The sequence below is a fragment of the Streptomyces sp. NPDC001220 genome (assembly GCF_053597895.1).
The window spans coordinates 102,884-117,256 of the sequence record NZ_JBSFJE010000020.1 but is presented as its reverse complement, the minus strand read 5'-3'; the positions used below and the strand labels follow the sequence as shown (position 1 = coordinate 117,256).

12 protein-coding genes are annotated in these 14,373 nt (G+C 70.4%); 5 read left to right on the top strand and 7 right to left on the bottom strand.

What is annotated here, in order from left to right; translation table 11 throughout:
• Positions 1-353 precede the first annotated feature (353 nt).
• Genes ACWDGI_RS37200 through ACWDGI_RS37190 form a run of 3 tightly spaced genes read left to right on the top strand, consistent with a single transcriptional unit; the run spans position 354 to position 4,092 of the window.
• Positions 354-1,421 carry a thiamine ABC transporter substrate-binding protein gene (locus tag ACWDGI_RS37200; protein WP_450766850.1) on the top strand — a complete coding sequence of 356 codons (1,068 nt, stop codon included), beginning with the start codon at positions 354-356 and terminating at the stop codon, positions 1,419-1,421.
• Between the two features lie 50 nt (positions 1,422-1,471).
• A complete protein-coding gene (locus ACWDGI_RS37195) occupies positions 1,472-3,070 on the top strand; it encodes an ABC transporter permease (protein WP_450766936.1) in 1,599 nt (532 codons plus the stop codon).
• A complete protein-coding gene (locus ACWDGI_RS37190) occupies positions 3,070-4,092 on the top strand; it encodes an ABC transporter ATP-binding protein (protein WP_450766848.1) in 1,023 nt (340 codons plus the stop codon). Before ACWDGI_RS37195 ends, ACWDGI_RS37190 begins: the two co-directional genes overlap by 1 nt.
• Before the next feature lie 179 nt (positions 4,093-4,271).
• Here the strand turns inward: ACWDGI_RS37190 and ACWDGI_RS37185 are convergent, their stop codons facing one another.
• From ACWDGI_RS37185 to ACWDGI_RS37155, 7 genes are all read right to left on the bottom strand, one after another.
• Positions 4,272-5,003 (bottom strand): LAETG motif-containing sortase-dependent surface protein, encoded by a 732-nt coding sequence (locus ACWDGI_RS37185; RefSeq protein WP_450766846.1) that lies wholly within the window; start codon positions 5,001-5,003, stop codon positions 4,272-4,274.
• 138 nt (positions 5,004-5,141) lie between these two features.
• On the bottom strand, positions 5,142-6,272 hold the full coding sequence (locus ACWDGI_RS37180; protein ID WP_450766844.1) for an LOG family protein: 1,131 nt from the start codon (positions 6,270-6,272) through the stop codon (positions 5,142-5,144).
• 105 nt (positions 6,273-6,377) lie between these two features.
• Positions 6,378-6,785 carry a VOC family protein gene (locus ACWDGI_RS37175; protein WP_450766842.1) on the bottom strand — a complete coding sequence of 136 codons (408 nt, stop codon included), beginning with the start codon at positions 6,783-6,785 and terminating at the stop codon, positions 6,378-6,380.
• A 107-nt stretch (positions 6,786-6,892) separates the two neighbouring features.
• Complete coding sequence (locus tag ACWDGI_RS37170) at positions 6,893-8,338, bottom strand: hypothetical protein (RefSeq protein ID WP_450766840.1); 1,446 nt, start codon at positions 8,336-8,338, stop codon at positions 6,893-6,895.
• Positions 8,320-9,060, bottom strand: coding sequence for an ABC transporter ATP-binding protein (locus tag ACWDGI_RS37165; RefSeq protein ID WP_450766838.1), 741 nt, complete (start codon positions 9,058-9,060; stop codon positions 8,320-8,322). Before ACWDGI_RS37165 ends, ACWDGI_RS37170 begins: the two co-directional genes overlap by 19 nt.
• A gap of 190 nt (positions 9,061-9,250) precedes the next feature.
• Complete coding sequence (locus ACWDGI_RS37160) at positions 9,251-10,633, bottom strand: aspartate aminotransferase family protein (protein WP_360484969.1); 1,383 nt, start codon at positions 10,631-10,633, stop codon at positions 9,251-9,253.
• Positions 10,618-11,136 carry an Lrp/AsnC family transcriptional regulator gene (locus tag ACWDGI_RS37155; protein ID WP_351712472.1) on the bottom strand — a complete coding sequence of 173 codons (519 nt, stop codon included), beginning with the start codon at positions 11,134-11,136 and terminating at the stop codon, positions 10,618-10,620. Before ACWDGI_RS37155 ends, ACWDGI_RS37160 begins: the two co-directional genes overlap by 16 nt.
• 165 nt (positions 11,137-11,301) lie before the next feature.
• Between ACWDGI_RS37155 and ACWDGI_RS37150 the strand changes: the two genes are divergently transcribed.
• Complete coding sequence (locus tag ACWDGI_RS37150; RefSeq protein WP_450766835.1) at positions 11,302-12,741, top strand: gamma-aminobutyraldehyde dehydrogenase; 1,440 nt, start codon at positions 11,302-11,304, stop codon at positions 12,739-12,741.
• A 312-nt stretch (positions 12,742-13,053) separates the two neighbouring features.
• The gene (locus ACWDGI_RS37145; RefSeq protein ID WP_450766833.1) at positions 13,054-14,247 is read left to right on the top strand and encodes an ABC transporter substrate-binding protein; all 1,194 of its coding nucleotides are present in this window, start codon (positions 13,054-13,056) and stop codon (positions 14,245-14,247) included.
• The last annotated feature ends 126 nt before the right edge of the window (positions 14,248-14,373 follow it).

The window sequence follows — 14,373 nt, the reverse complement described above, 5'->3', positions numbered from 1 at the left end:
CGGGATTGTCGCACGAGGGGCATCGTCCTACGTCGGCATCGTCCTATGTCGGCATCGTCTTACGGCGATACCTTCGTACGTCACTACCTTCGTACGTCACTACCTTCGTACGTCACTACCTTCGTACACTGACGTCTTCGTACACTGGCATCTTCATATCGACATCTTCATATTCCGACAGGGGAGCGCCACAGCGCTGAGAGTGCGGCAATCGGGCCGCAGACCCTCTGAACCTCGCCCAGGTCATTCTGGGTAGGAAGTTCGGTCATCACTCAAGCTGTTGTGCCCTGCCCGGGTGGTTCCACCGGGTGGGGCCGCGTCTCTTCCTGGTCCACCCCAGGAGGAAAACACCAGTGCACACCAAGACCTTCTTGGCCGCGGCCGTCGGGCTCGGTCTCGTCACGCTGTCCGCGTGTGGGTCGTCCGGCGGCTCGGCAGCGGACTCCAAGACCGTCACCCTGGTCAGCCACGACTCGTGGGCCGTCTCCAAGAGCGTGCTCCAGGACTTCGAGAAGCAGTCCGGCTACCAGGTGAAGGTCCTCAAGGACGGCGACGCCGGCCAGGCCGTCAACAAGGCGATCCTGACCAAGGACAACCCGCAGGGCGACGTCTTCTTCGGCGTCGACAACACCCTGCTCTCCCGGGCCCTCGACAACGGCCTCTTCCAGCCGTACCAGGCCAAGGGCCTCGACCAGGTCGGCACGGACTACCAGCTCGACGCCGGCAAGCACCGGGTCACGCCCATCGACTACGGCGACATCTGCGTCAACTACGACAAGGCCTACTTCAGCAAGCACAAGCTGACCCCGCCCACGTCCTACGCCGATCTCGTCAAGCCGCAGTACAAGAACCTCCTCGTCACCGAGAACGCGGCCACCTCCTCGCCGGGGCTGGGATTCCTGCTCGGGAGCGCCGCCCGGTACGACGGCGGCTGGCAGGACTACTGGAAGAAGCTCAAGGACAACGGCGTCAAGGTCGTCGACGGCTGGGAGCAGGCCTACAACGAGGAGTTCTCCGGCTCGGCCGGCGGCAAGAAGGCGAAGGGCGACCGGCCGCTCGTCGTGTCGTACGCCTCCTCCCCGCCCGCCGAGGTCATCTACGCCGACCCGAAGCCGAGCACCGCGCCCACCGGTGTCGCGACCGGCACCTGCTTCCGGCAGATCGAGTTCGCCGGGCTGCTGAGCAACGCCGGGAACACCAAGGGCGGCAAGGCGCTCATCGACTTCCTGGTCTCCAAGGAGTTCCAGGAGGACATGCCGTTGAGCATGTTCGTGTATCCGGTGGTCGAGGGAGCGAGCGTGCCCGCCGAGTTCACGAAGTACGGTCCCGCCGCGAAGGACCCCGAGACCATGGCGCCCGACAAGATCGCCGCCAACCGTGACCAGTGGGTCAAGACGTGGACCTCACTCGTACTCAAGTAGCCGGTACTCGAGCAGCCGGCAGGCGCGGGAGCGTGGCGCGGCTCGGCCTGATGGCCGTGCCCGTCGCGTTCTTCGCCGTCTTCTTCGCGTGGCCGGTCGCGGCGATCGTCACGCGCGGGCTGAAGGCCGACGGGGTGTGGCGGTTCGGGCGGATCGCCGACGTCGTCGGCCAGTCCGACATCCGGCACGTCCTGTGGTTCACCACCTGGCAGGCGCTCGCCTCCACCGCGCTCACCCTGCTGGCCGCGCTGCCGGCCGCCTACGTCTTCGCCCGCCTGGACTTCCCGGGCAAGCAGGTGCTGCGGGCCGTGGTGACGGTGCCCTTCGTGCTGCCGACGGTGGTGGTCGGTACGGCGTTCCTGGCGCTGGTCGGCCGCGGCGGACTGCTGGACGAGCTGTGGGGCGTACGGCTGGACACCACCGTCTGGGCCATCCTGCTCGCGCATGTCTTCTTCAACTACGCGGTCGTCGTACGGACCGTGGGCGGGCTGTGGGCCCAACTGGACCCGCGGCAGGAGGAGGCCGCGCGGATGCTCGGCGTCTCGCCGCTGGGCGCCTGGCGGAAGGTCACCCTGCCCGCGCTGGTGCCCGCCGTGGCCGCCGCGGCGCTGATGGTCTTCCTGTTCACCTTCACCTCCTTCGGAGTGGTGCAGATCCTCGGCGGGCCCACCTTCTCCACCCTCGAAGTGGAGATCTACCGGCAGACCTCCGAGATCTTCGACCTCTCCACGGCCGCCGTCCTCACGATCGTGCAGTTCGTCGCGGTCGGCGCGATCCTCGCCGTGCACGCGTGGACGGTACGGCGGCGGGAGAGCGCGCTGCGGCTGGTGGACCCGTCGGTGACGGCACGCCGGCCGCGCGGCACCGGGCAGTGGGCGCTGCTCGGCACGGTCCTGGCCACCATCGCCGTGCTCCTCGTGCTGCCGCTGGCCGTGCTGGTACGGCGGTCGCTCGACGGGGGGTTCGGCTACTACCGGGCGCTGGGTGACGCCGACGGGGGCACCTTCCTGGTCGCGCCGATTCAGTCGGTGGTCAATTCGCTCGAATACGCCGCCGCCGCGACCGCCATCGCCGTGGTGATCGGCGGGCTCGCCGCCGCCGCGCTGGCCCGGCGGGACGCGGGGCGGCTGGTACGGGGCTTCGACGCGCTGCTGATGCTGCCGCTCGGGGTGTCCGCGGTGACCGTCGGCTTCGGGTTCCTGATCGCGCTCGACAAGCCACCGCTGGATCTGCGGCAGTCCTGGATCCTGGTGCCGCTCGCGCAGGCGCTGGTCGGGGTGCCGTTCGTCGTGCGGACCATGCTGCCCGTGCTGCGTGCCGTGGACGAACGGCTGCGGGAGGCGGCGGCCGTGCTCGGGGCCTCGCCGTGGCGGGTGTGGCGGGAGGTCGATCTGCCGATGGTGCGACGGGCGTTGCTGGTCGCGGCGGGCTTCGCCTTCGCGGTGTCGCTCGGGGAGTTCGGGGCCACGGTCTTCATCGCCCGGCCGGACAATCCGACGCTGCCGGTGGCCGTGGCGCGGTTGCTGTCCCGCCCGGGTGATCTCAACTACGGCCAGGCGATGGCCCTTTCCACGATTCTGATGGTGGTGTGCGCGGTGGCGCTGCTGGTACTGGAGCGACTGCGGACCGACCGGACGGGGGAGTTCTGATGCCGCTTCTCGAACTGGAGCAGGCCACCGTGCGGTTCGGCGGCCGGCCCGTGCTGGACGCCGTGGACCTCCAGGTCGCCGAGCACGAGGTGGTGTGCGTGCTCGGGCCGAGCGGAAGCGGCAAGTCGACGCTGCTGCGGGTGGTGGCGGGGCTGCAACCGCCGGACGCGGGGCGGGTGTCGCTCGACGGACGGGACCAGGTTCGGGTGCCGGCCCATCAGCGCGGGGTCGGGCTGATGTTCCAGGATCATCAGCTTTTCCCGCAGCGGGACGTGGGCGGGAACGTGGCCTTCGGGCTCCGGATGCGTGGTGCGGGCAAGGGGCAACAGGCCGAACGGGTGACCGAGTTGCTGGAGCTGGTCGGGCTGCCGGGGGCCGCCCGGCGGGCGGTGGCCGGGCTCTCCGGGGGCGAGCAGCAGCGGGTCGCGCTCGCGCGGGCGCTGGCGCCCCGGCCCCGGCTGCTGATGCTCGACGAACCGCTGGGACAGCTCGACCGCTCGCTGCGGGAGCGGCTGGTGGTCGAACTGCGGGAGCTGTTCGGGCGGTTGGGTACGACCGTGCTCGCGGTCACCCACGACCAGGGCGAGGCCTTCGCGCTGGCCGACCGGGTCGTGGTGATGCGGGACGGACGGATCGCCCAGTCCGGCTCCCCCCTCGACGTCTGGCAGCGGCCGGCCGACGAGTTCGTGGCGCGCTTCCTCGGCTTCGGCAACGTGGTCCAGGCGACCGTCGAGGGCTCGGCCGCGGTGACGCCCTGGGGGAAGCTGCCGGTGCCCGAAGGATCGGGGCAGGGCGCGCGGACGCTGCTGGTGCGACCCGCGGGCGTACGAATCGTCGCCGCCGAAGCGGGGCTGCCCTGCACGGTGACCGCCCGCACCTTCCAGGGCACCCATGTCACCGTCCACCTCCAGCCCCAGGACGGCCCGCGGCTGGAGGCGGCCTGCGCGCTGCGGGAGGCGCCGGCGGCCGGGGACACGGTGGGCGTCGAGTTCGACGCGGCGGAGACCGTCGTACTGGACTGAGCGGCGGAGACCTCGTACTGGACTGAGCGGCGGAGACCTCGTACTGGACTGGGCGGCGGAGACCTCGTACTGGACTGGGCGGCGGAGCCGTCGTCCTGGACTGAACGCCGCAGGACATGGCCGAGGCCCGTCCCCCGGGGATACGGGGACGGGCCTCGACGGTGTACTGGGCGGGTGCGTCAGCTTCCGCTGTTCGCCCCACGACGGCGCATGCCGAACCACACGGCGCCGCCGCCGACCACGACCAGCGCGCCGGCGATGCCCGCGATCAGACCGGTGTTGGAGTTGGCACCGGTCTCGGCGAGGTTCGACTCACCGACCGCCGGGGACGGGGCGTTGCTCGACGTGGACGCCGGGGCGGTGCTGCTGCTCTCCGTGGCCGACGGGGTCGGGGAGTCCGACTCGGCCGGGGTGGACGCGGACTCCGACGGCGCCGGCGTGGCCGAATCCGACGGGGACGGGCTGGAGCTCTCCTCGCCCTTGCAGGCGGTGGACGAGGTCGTCAGGTTGGGCGTGATGTCCTTGTCGATCTGGATCCTGCCACTGTCGACCTTGACGTGGACGCGGTACACCGCGTTCGGCTGCCAGTCCTCGGAGAAGGTGACCGGCGTGCCGGCCTTGGAGCCCTTGACGGTCTGGGCGTCGCCGATCTGCTTCGCGTCGCTGCCGTTGCTCTCGAGGAAGACGGTGATCGTTGCCGGAGTACCGGAGGCGTCGGTGTCGGTGACCGTGATGACGCCATTGGCGCCGTCGCAGGTGGCTTCGGCGGAGAATTCAGAGATGTTGCATGCGAGGGCGGAACCGGAGACGCCGAGCGTCAGCGCGGCCGACGCAGCGGCAACTCCCAGGATGCGCACGGAACGACGTGCACTGCGGCGGGATATGGACACGTTTGTCCTTACTGGGTGCATAACTGCGGGGGGCTTGCGGGGGAGTTGACGCAACGCGAGGTGAGGCATCAGCAACCCCAAGAGGCTCACAGGTCTATAAGTGCGCCGTAAGTAGTGTCAATGCATATGCGGTCCACGGGCGTTGACTTTACCTGCTTGTTAACTGCCGAGACGTTTCAGCGCCGCGGAAGCCTGCTCGATCCGGTCAACCAGGGCGATACGGGACTCCATCGACCGCTCCCGGGCAAGCGAGGTCAGCAGCTGCCAAGCCGGCAGCCGCTCGCTCCAGTGCGCCTCGTTCACGAGCACCATCGGGGTCGGCTCGCCCCGCGACTCGTAGTAGTTGGGCGTCGCGTTGTCGAAGATCTCCTGTACGGTCCCGGCGGCGCCCGGCAGGAACACCACACCGGCGTTGGAGCGGGCCAGCAGGCCGTCCTCGCGGGTGGCGTTGGCGAAGTACTTGGCGATGTGCGCGGCGAAGGCGTTCGGCGGCTCGTGGCCGTAGAACCAGGTGGGGATGCCGACCGAGGGGCCGCCGTCCGGCCAGCGCTCGCGGACCTCGAAGGCGGCCCGCGCCCAGTCGGTGATCGACGGCCGGAACGACGGCGCCTTGGCCAGGAGCCCCAGCGCCTCCTCCAGCATCCCGTCGTCGAAGGGCGCCGCGTACGCGCCCAGGTTCGCCGCCTCCATCGCCCCCGGGCCGCCCCCGGTCGCCACCGTGAGGCCGGCGCGGGCCAGCTCCCGGCCGAGCCGGGCGGCGCCCGCGTACTCCCGCGTACCGCGGGCCATCGCGTGCCCGCCCATGACGCCCACCACCCGGGCGCCGGCGAGGAGTTCGTCGAGCGCGTCGGAGACCGCGTCGTCATGGATGGAGCGGAGCATCGAGGCGAATATGTCGCCGTCCGCCTTGGTCCGCTGGAACCAGGCGTACGAACGGGCGTCCGGGGTCGCCTCGTAGCCCTCGCCGAGCGCGTCGAACAGTTCGTCGGGCGTGTAGACGAAGGCGCGGTAGGGGTCGAAGGGGAGGTCGGGGACGGGCGGGAACACCAGGGCGCCCGAGGCGCGGACCCGGGCGGCGGCCTCGGCCGACATCGGGCAGCCGAGGAAGACGGCGCCGGTGGTGTCGGTGGTGAGCAGGGCGTCCGTACGGTCCGTCAGGTCGACGGCCTGGACGCGGTACTGGGCGAGCGAGCCGTGCGCGGCGACGACCTCGTCGAACTCGGCGAGGGACTCGATCTCGCGGTCGCGGGCGGCGCGGTTGGGCTGCGGCTGGGCGGGTGTCGGATGCACCCGCCCATGCTGGCACAGCTGTTCGTACGGATTGAGAGGGATTCGAAGGGATTCGAAGGGATTCGCAGGGGCGCGTGGAGGTGGAGCGGTCGGGGGCCGGGACGGTCAGCCCTGGACCACCGCCGGGTCCATCCACGTGACCTCCCAGCTGTGGCCGTCGAGGTCGTCGAAGGAACGGCCGTACATGAAGCCCTGGTCCTGGACGTCCTCGTTCGCCGTGCCGCCGGCCGCGACCGCCTTCTCCACCAGTTCGTCGACCTTCTCGCGGCTCTCCGCGCTCAGACAGATCAGCACCTCGCTGGTCTTCGTCGAGTCGGCGATCTCCTTCTTCGTGAAGTCGGCGTAGCGCTGCCTGCCGAGGAGCATCGCGATGATCGTGTCGCTGATCACGACACAGGTGCAGTCGTCGGTGCTGAACTGCGGGTTGATCGAGTAGCCGAGCTCCGTGAAGAACTTCCGCGACGCGGCGACGTCGTTGGTGGCCAGGTTCACGAAGATCATCTGCTGGTACATGGGGACCTCTCCCTCGGGTGTCGTGCCGTTCGGGGGGACAGACCGAAGGGAGGTGCGAAAGTCATCGGTGGGTTCGGATTCTTCTGCCGCGATGTCCCTGCGGCGTCTCAGCGGGCCAGCGGCAGCGCGGCCAGGTCGGCGACGAGCAGGGTGAGAGGGGTGAAGAGGACCAGCAGGGCGCCGCTGCGCAGGGCCGCGGCGCCGCGCAGCACGGTGGCCGGGGCGCCCATGCGGAGCAGGGCCTCGGTGGTGTCGGTACGGGACTGGCGGGCCTCCACGGCCGCGGTCAGGAGGGTGGCCAGCGCGCAGCCGGCGACCACGGCACCGCCGAGGGTGGTGAGCGGGCCGGGGACGAGGGCGTCGCCGTCGTCGTAGAGCGTGCGGGCCGCGAAGGCCGCGGACGCCACCGCGCAGACGACACCGAGGGGGCGGCCGATACGGGTGGCCTCGGCCATCAGGAAGCGGCCGGCCAGGAGGCGGAGGGCGCCGGGGCGGACGGTCTGGAGGAGGCGGCCGCAGAGATGGGTGAGGCCGGGGGCGGCCAGGATCAGGCCGAGAGCGGTGAGCGCCCACCCGGCGAGGACGCCGACGGGGCCCACGGCCAGGCCGCCGGGGAGGCTGGTCCGGGGGGTGGCTTCGGTGGCGCCGGCGTAGGACTCCACGGCGAGACCCGCCGCGAACACGGCGATGCCCCAGGGCAGGCCGGTGGGAGCGGTGCCGAAGGCCGGGAGGCCGGGGCCGTGGTCCGGGGCCGCCAGCGCGCCGTCCTCCGGGTTCGGGGTGGGCGGGGCGTCGCTTCCCGGCGCCTGCGGGGTGCCTCCCGCGGAGGAGGTGTCCTCAGTGGGCGGTCGCGCCGTCCCAGCGGCACGACCGCCCGCGGACGGAAGCGGTCGGGTGCCGGTCGTCGGCTGGGGGCCGCCCGCGGGCGCGCGGAAGAACCGGGCTCCGAAGCGGCCGTAGGTGCCGAAGGTCTCGCGCTTCGCCGATCTCCCGTAGGACCCGGAACGGCCGTACACCCGGGCCCGGCCCGCCGGCCCCGGCAGATCCCTCGGCCGGAGGGTCACCGCCACCGCCGTGGACGCGAGCACGGGGAGGACGGCCAGGAGGGTCAGGGCCGCCGGGACCGGCAGGGACCTGTTCGCCGCCAGGAAGTCCTTCGCCGCGCCGTCGAAGGGCATGCCCGTGAGGTCGCCGCGCAGGTGAAGGAAGACCAGCAGGGCCAGCAGCGAGCCCAGAGTGCAGGCCAGCGCCGTGTTCAGGGCGGCGATGGCCATCAGCCGGCCCGGGCCCAGGCCCAGCGCGGACAGGCCCGGGCGCGGCCTGGTGCCGGGGTCGGTGCGGGCCACCGCGATCGCCAGGTAGACCGTGGCGGCCAGCGGGATCGCGCACCACGACAGGCGCAGCAGCGCGGCCGTCGAGTGGGTCGGGTGGACCATCGCGTAGCCGAGGGCGGACAGCAGCAGGAAGCCCGTGCCGGCGGCCGCCGTGGCCACCAGGAGGCGACGCAGGTGGACGGCCGGGCGGGCGGCGCGGGTCAGACGGAGAGCGAGCACTCGGCCCGGCCCTCCGTCTCGGGGACCGGCGGCAGGTGGACCGTGTTCACCCGGCGCCCGTCCAGGAGCGAGACCGTGCGGTCGGCGACGGCCGCCGTCTCCGCGTCGTGTGTGGCGAGGACGACCGTGATCCCGTGCGAGCGGGCCGCCGTGGTGAGGGTGCGCAGCACATGGGCGCGGTCGGCGCGGTGCAGCGGTGCCGTCGGCTCGTCGGCGAACAGGACCGTGGGCGCGGGCGCGAGGGCGCGGGCGATGCAGACGCGCTGGCGTTCGGCCTGCCGGAGCTCCGCCGGGTGGCTGCGGGCCTTGTCGCCGACGTCGAGGCGCTCCAGCCATTCCAGGGCGGCCACCTTGGCCCGGCGGCGGCCGGTGCCGCGCAGCATCAGGGGCAGCGCGGTGTTCTCCCAGACGTTCAGCTCGGGGACCAGTGCCGGGGCCGGGTCGATCCAGCCGAAGCGGTCGCGGCGGAGCCGTTCGCGGGTGAGCGGGCCCATCCGGTGTACGGCCGTGCTGTTGAACCAGACCTCGCCGTGCTGCGCCGGGACCAGACCGGACAGGCACCTCAGCAGCGTGGTCTTGCCGCTGCCGCGCGGCCCGCTGACGGCGAGGATCTCGCCCTCCCGCACGCCGAGCGAGACACCGGTGACCCCGGGGGAGCCGTCCTGGTGGCAGAAGTGCAGAGAGCGTGCCCACAGCACGTCGTTGTCCGGCGGGGCCTCCATGGGCGTACACCTCGGTTCTGATCCGTTTTCCCGCGTCCGATCCCCCGTCCGGGGGAACGAAGGCTGGGCCGATCGGTCACGTGCACGCTAGGCAGGTCGGGGAGCCGAGCCCGGACAGCACACGGCCCCGGGCCGCCGTTCTCACTCGAACGGACGGCGCCGGGGCCGGATCATGCTGCTGATCGGATGATCAGAGCTTCGTCCACGCCTCCGTCAGCGTGGCGCGCAGGATCTGCTCGATCTCGTCGAAGGTCTCCTGGTTGGAGATCAGCGGCGGGGCCAGCTGGACGACCGGGTCGCCGCGGTCGTCGGCACGGCAGTACAGGCCGTTGTCGAACAGGGCCTTGGAGAGGAAGCCGTACAGGACGCGCTCGGTCTCCTCGTCGTTGAAGGACTCCTTCGTGGCCTTGTCCTTGACCAGCTCGATGCCGTAGAAGAAGCCGTTGCCGCGGACGTCGCCGACGATCGGCAGGTCGTGCAGCTTCTGCAGGGTGGACAGGAACGCGCCCTCGTTGTCGAGCACGTGCTGGTTGATGCCCTCGCGCTCGAACAGGTCGAGGTTGGCGAGGCCCACCGCCGCCGACACCGGGTGGCCGCCGAAGGTGTAGCCGTGCAGGAAGGTGTTGTCGCCCTTGTAGAACGGCTCGGCGAGCTTGTCGGAGATGATGCAGGCGCCGATCGGGGAGTAGCCCGAGGTCATGCCCTTGGCGCAGGTGATCATGTCCGGGACGTAGCCGAACTTGTCACAGGCGAACATCGTGCCGAGGCGGCCGAAGGCGCAGATGACCTCGTCGGAGACGAGCAGCACGTCGTACTGGTCGCAGATCTCACGGACCCGCTGGAAGTAGCCGGGCGGGGGCGGGAAGCAGCCACCCGCGTTCTGCACGGGCTCCAGGAAGACCGCGGCGACGGTGTCGGGGCCCTCGAAGAGGATCTGCTGCTCGATCTGGTCGGCGGCCCAGCGGCCGAAGGCCTCCGGGTCGTCGCCGAAGAGCGGGGCGCGGTAGATGTTGGTGTTCGGCACCTTGTGCGCGCCCGGGACGAGGGGCTCGAACGGCGCCTTGAGGGCCGGCAGACCGGTGATGGACAGGGCGCCCTGCGGGGTGCCGTGGTAGGCGACCGCGCGGGAGATGACCTTGTACTTGGTCGGCTTGCCCTTGAGCTTGAAGTACTGCTTGGCGAGCTTCCAGGCGGTCTCCACGGCCTCGCCGCCGCCGGTGGTGAAGAAGACCTTGTTCAGGTCGCCGGGGGCGTAGTCGGCCAGGCGCTCCGCGAGCTCGACGGCCTTCGGGTGGGCGTAGGACCACACCGGGAAGAACGCCAGCTCCTGGGCCTGCTTGAAGGCCGCCTCGGCGAGTTCGACGCGGCCGTGACCGGCCTGGACCACGAACAGCCCCGCGAGACCGTCGAGGTAGCGCTTGCCCTTGTCGTCGTAGATGTAGGTGCCCTCACCCCGGACGATGGTCGGGACGGGGGAGTTCTCGTACGAGGACATGCGGGTGAAGTGCATCCACAGGTGGTCGTACGCGGTCTTGCTGAGGTCCTTCTGGCTCACGGTTATCGGGTTCCCCACATGTAGGTCTGCTTCTTCAGCTTCAGGTAGACGAAGCTTTCGGTGGAGCGCACTCCGGGCAGTGACCGGATGCGTTTGTTGATGACGTCCAGCAGGTGGTCGTCGTCCTCGCAGACGATCTCCGCGAGGATGTCGAACGAGCCCGCGGTCATCACCACGTACTCGACTTCCGACATGGCGGTCAGCGCGTCCGCGATCGACTCGACATCGCCCTCGACGTTGACGCCGACCATCGCCTGCCGGCGGAAGCCCACGGTGAGCGGGTCCGTGACGGCGACGATCTGCATCACGCCCTGGTCCAGCAGCTTCTGGACGCGCTGGCGCACGGCCGCCTCCGACAGGCCGACGGCCTTGCCGATCGCGGCGTACGGCCGGCGGCCGTCCTCCTGGAGCTGCTGGATGATGGCGAGGGAAACGGCGTCCAACTGGGGGGTGCCGTTCCTGGACTCGCGGGACGAGTCCCTCTGGTCTGCGCTTCGACTGGCCACGACCTCACTGTGCACGACGTCTCCGCGGTTCCGCAAGGCCGCATCGATGAAATTCGTTGTTTGGGGTGCCCGGTATTGCGGATTTCGCAGACGCGGCGGCCGCGGGGGTGTTGAAAACGTGGGATCTCGGATTACTGTGGGTGTCTCAGTCAATGGACACCCGAACTTGGAGGGCCGGCAGTGAGCACCGAGCTGCGTCGTCTGCGCAATTACATCGACGGTGAGTTCCGGGACGCCGCCGACGGACGGACCACCGAGGTGGTCAACCCGGCGACGGGCGAGGCGTACGCGACGGCGCCACTGTCCGGGGCGGCGGACGTCGACGCGGCCATGGCGGCCGCCGCCGCGGCCTTCCCGGCGTGGCGGGACACCACGCCCGCCGAGCGCCAGAAGCACCTCCTGAAGATCGCCGACGCGTTCGAGGAGCGCGCCGAGGAACTCATCGCGGCCGAGGTGGAGAACACGGGCAAGCCCGTCGGGCTCACCCGCTCCGAGGAGATCCCGCCGATGGTCGACCAGATCCGCTTCTTCGCGGGCGCGGCGCGGATGCTGGAGGGCCGGTCGGCCGGCGAGTACATGGAGGGGATGACCTCCATCGTCCGCCGCGAGCCGGTCGGCGTCTGCGCGCAGGTCGCGCCGTGGAACTACCCGATGATGATGGCCGTGTGGAAGTTCGCCCCGGCGATCGCGGCGGGCAACACCGTCGTGCTCAAGCCGTCCGACACCACCCCGGCGTCGAGCGTCCTGATGGCCGAGATCATCGGCGGGATCCTCCCCAAGGGTGTCTTCAACGTCGTCACCGGCGACCGTGACACCGGCCGTCTGATGGTCGAGCACCCGACTCCGGCGATGGCCTCCATCACCGGCTCCGTACGCGCCGGCATGCAGGTCGCCGAGTCCGCGTCCAAGGACCTCAAGCGGGTCCACCTGGAGCTGGGCGGCAAGGCGCCGGTCGTCGTCTTCGAGGACACCGACATCGCCAAGGCCGTCGAGGACATCTCCGTCGCCGGCTTCTTCAACGCCGGCCAGGACTGTACGGCCGCCACCCGCGTCCTCGTCCAGGAGTCCATCCACGACGAGTTCGTCGCCGCGCTCGCGAAGGCCGCGGCCGAGACGAAGACGGGCCAGCCGGACGACGAGGACGTGCTGTACGGGCCGTTGAACAACCCGAACCAGCTGAAGCAGGTCTCCGGCTTCATCGAGCGGCTCCCCGCCCACGCCAAGGTCGAGGCCGGCGGGCAGCGGGTCGGCGACAAGGGCTACTTCTACGCCGCGACCGTCGTCTCCGGGCTCAAGCAGGACGACGAGATCATCCAGAACGAGGTCTTCGGACCGGTCATCACCGTCCAGTCCTTCACGGACGAGGACCAGGCCACCGAGTGGGCCAACGGCGTGGAGTACGCGCTGGCGTCTTCCGTGTGGACCAAGGACCACGGGCGGGCGATGCGGATGTCCAAGAAGCTGGACTTCGGCTGCGTGTGGATCAACACGCACATCCCGCTGGTCGCGGAGATGCCGCACGGCGGGTTCAAGAAGTCGGGCTACGGCAAGGACCTGTCGGGCTACGGGTTCGAGGACTACACGCGGATCAAGCACGTGATGACGTCGCTGGACGCGTAGGTCGTATCGCCGGTGCCGGTGCCGGTGCCGGTGCGGGTGCGGGTGCGGGTGCGGGTGCGGGTGCCGGTGCCGGTGCGTGGGGGCTGGTCGCGCCCACGCGGCGGAGCCGCACATCGACAGGGACGACGCGTACATGGCGCTGCCCGGGGGCGAGGAGCCCCCGGGCAGCGCTTTGCTGTCGGCCCCCGGTCACCGTCACCGGGTGCGTAACGCCGTGTTGACCTAGGTCATCGACAAGGTGTCCGGTCCGTGTCAGGGGGCTCGACGCAGCGTCGATTGCCCGGCCACGGGGAGGCGGGACATGCTTCAGGTGTGCCCCAGAATCCTTCGCGAACGCCCGAGCTGTCCCGTCGCTCCCTGCTGCGCGCGCTCGGCGGCACCGCCGCGTTCGGCGCCCTGGCCGGCTGCGGGGTGCCCGCCGCGTACGTCAAGGCCGGCGACCGCACGGTGACCGACCTGTCCGCCCAGGACCGCAAGCTGGTCTTCGCGAACTGGCCGCTGTACATCGACGTCGACGACGACAACCCGAACAAGCGGCCCACCCTCGACGCCTTCGAGAAGCGGACCGGGATCTCCGTCGACTACATCGAGGAGATCAACGACAACGACGAGTTCTTCGGCAAGATCAGCCCGGCGCTGATGAACCACCAGTCCACCGGCCGGGACCTGATCGTCATCAGCGACTGGATGTGCGCGCGGTTCGTCCGCCTGGGCTGGGTCCAGAAGATGGACCGCGCCCACCAGCCGAACGTGGCGAAGTACCTGGACCCGCTGCTGCGCTCGCCCGCCTTCGACCCGGGCCGCCTGTACACGGTGCCGTGGCAGTCGGGCATCACCGGCATCGCGTACAACCGCCGGAAGCTGGGCCGCGAGATCCGGCACGTCAAGGACCTGTGGGCGAGCGACCTCAAGGGCCGGGTGACCCTGCTCTCCGGCCTCGACGAGGCGTTCGCGCTGCTGATGCAGGGCAACGGCGTGGACATCACGAAGTGGACGGCCGACGACTTCTACGACGTCTGCGACGAGGTGGAGAAGCAGGTCGCCCGCGGCCAGATCCGCCGCTTCACCGGCAACGACTACACCAAGGACCTGGTCAGCGGCGACGTCCTGGCCTGCCAGGCGTACTCCGGCGACGTCATCCAGCTCCAGGCCGACAACCCCGACATCCGCTTCCTCGTCCCCGAGGAGGGCGCGGAGCTCTGGTCGGACTCCCTGATGATCCCGGACCGGGCCGACCACAAGACCAACGCGGAACGTCTCGTCGACTACTACTACGAGCCGGAGGTGGCCGCCGAACTGGCCGCCTGGGTCAACTACGTCTGCCCCGTCCCGGCGGCCCAGCAGGTCCTCGCCGCCTCCAAGGACAAGGACACCGCGGCCCTCGCCGAGAACCCCCTGATCTTCCCGAACACGACGATGCGCAGGCGCCTGGCCATCGCCCGTGACATCACCTCGACCGAACGCGTGGACTTCGCGAAGCGGTGGAACCAGATCGTGGGGTTGTAGCCGGCGGTGCACCGGTGCATGACGAGGATTTTGGTCGGCACAAGAGAGGGATGGCCGACACCGGTCGGACGTTCGCTCCGCGAGGAGCGAGCCCGAGGTTTGCCGGAGAGGCGCCGCCGACCGTTT

Coding starts and splice junctions, on each gene's coding strand:
- ACWDGI_RS37195 (WP_450766936.1), top strand. CDS start 1,472: ATGGCCGTGCCCGTCGCGTTCTTCGCCGTCTTCTTCGCGTGGCCGGTC.
- ACWDGI_RS37190 (WP_450766848.1), top strand. CDS start 3,070: ATGCCGCTTCTCGAACTGGAGCAGGCCACCGTGCGGTTCGGCGGCCGG.
- ACWDGI_RS37185 (WP_450766846.1), bottom strand. CDS start 5,003: ATGCACCCAGTAAGGACAAACGTGTCCATATCCCGCCGCAGTGCACGT.
- ACWDGI_RS37175 (WP_450766842.1), bottom strand. CDS start 6,785: ATGTACCAGCAGATGATCTTCGTGAACCTGGCCACCAACGACGTCGCC.
- ACWDGI_RS37165 (WP_450766838.1), bottom strand. CDS start 9,060: ATGGAGGCCCCGCCGGACAACGACGTGCTGTGGGCACGCTCTCTGCAC.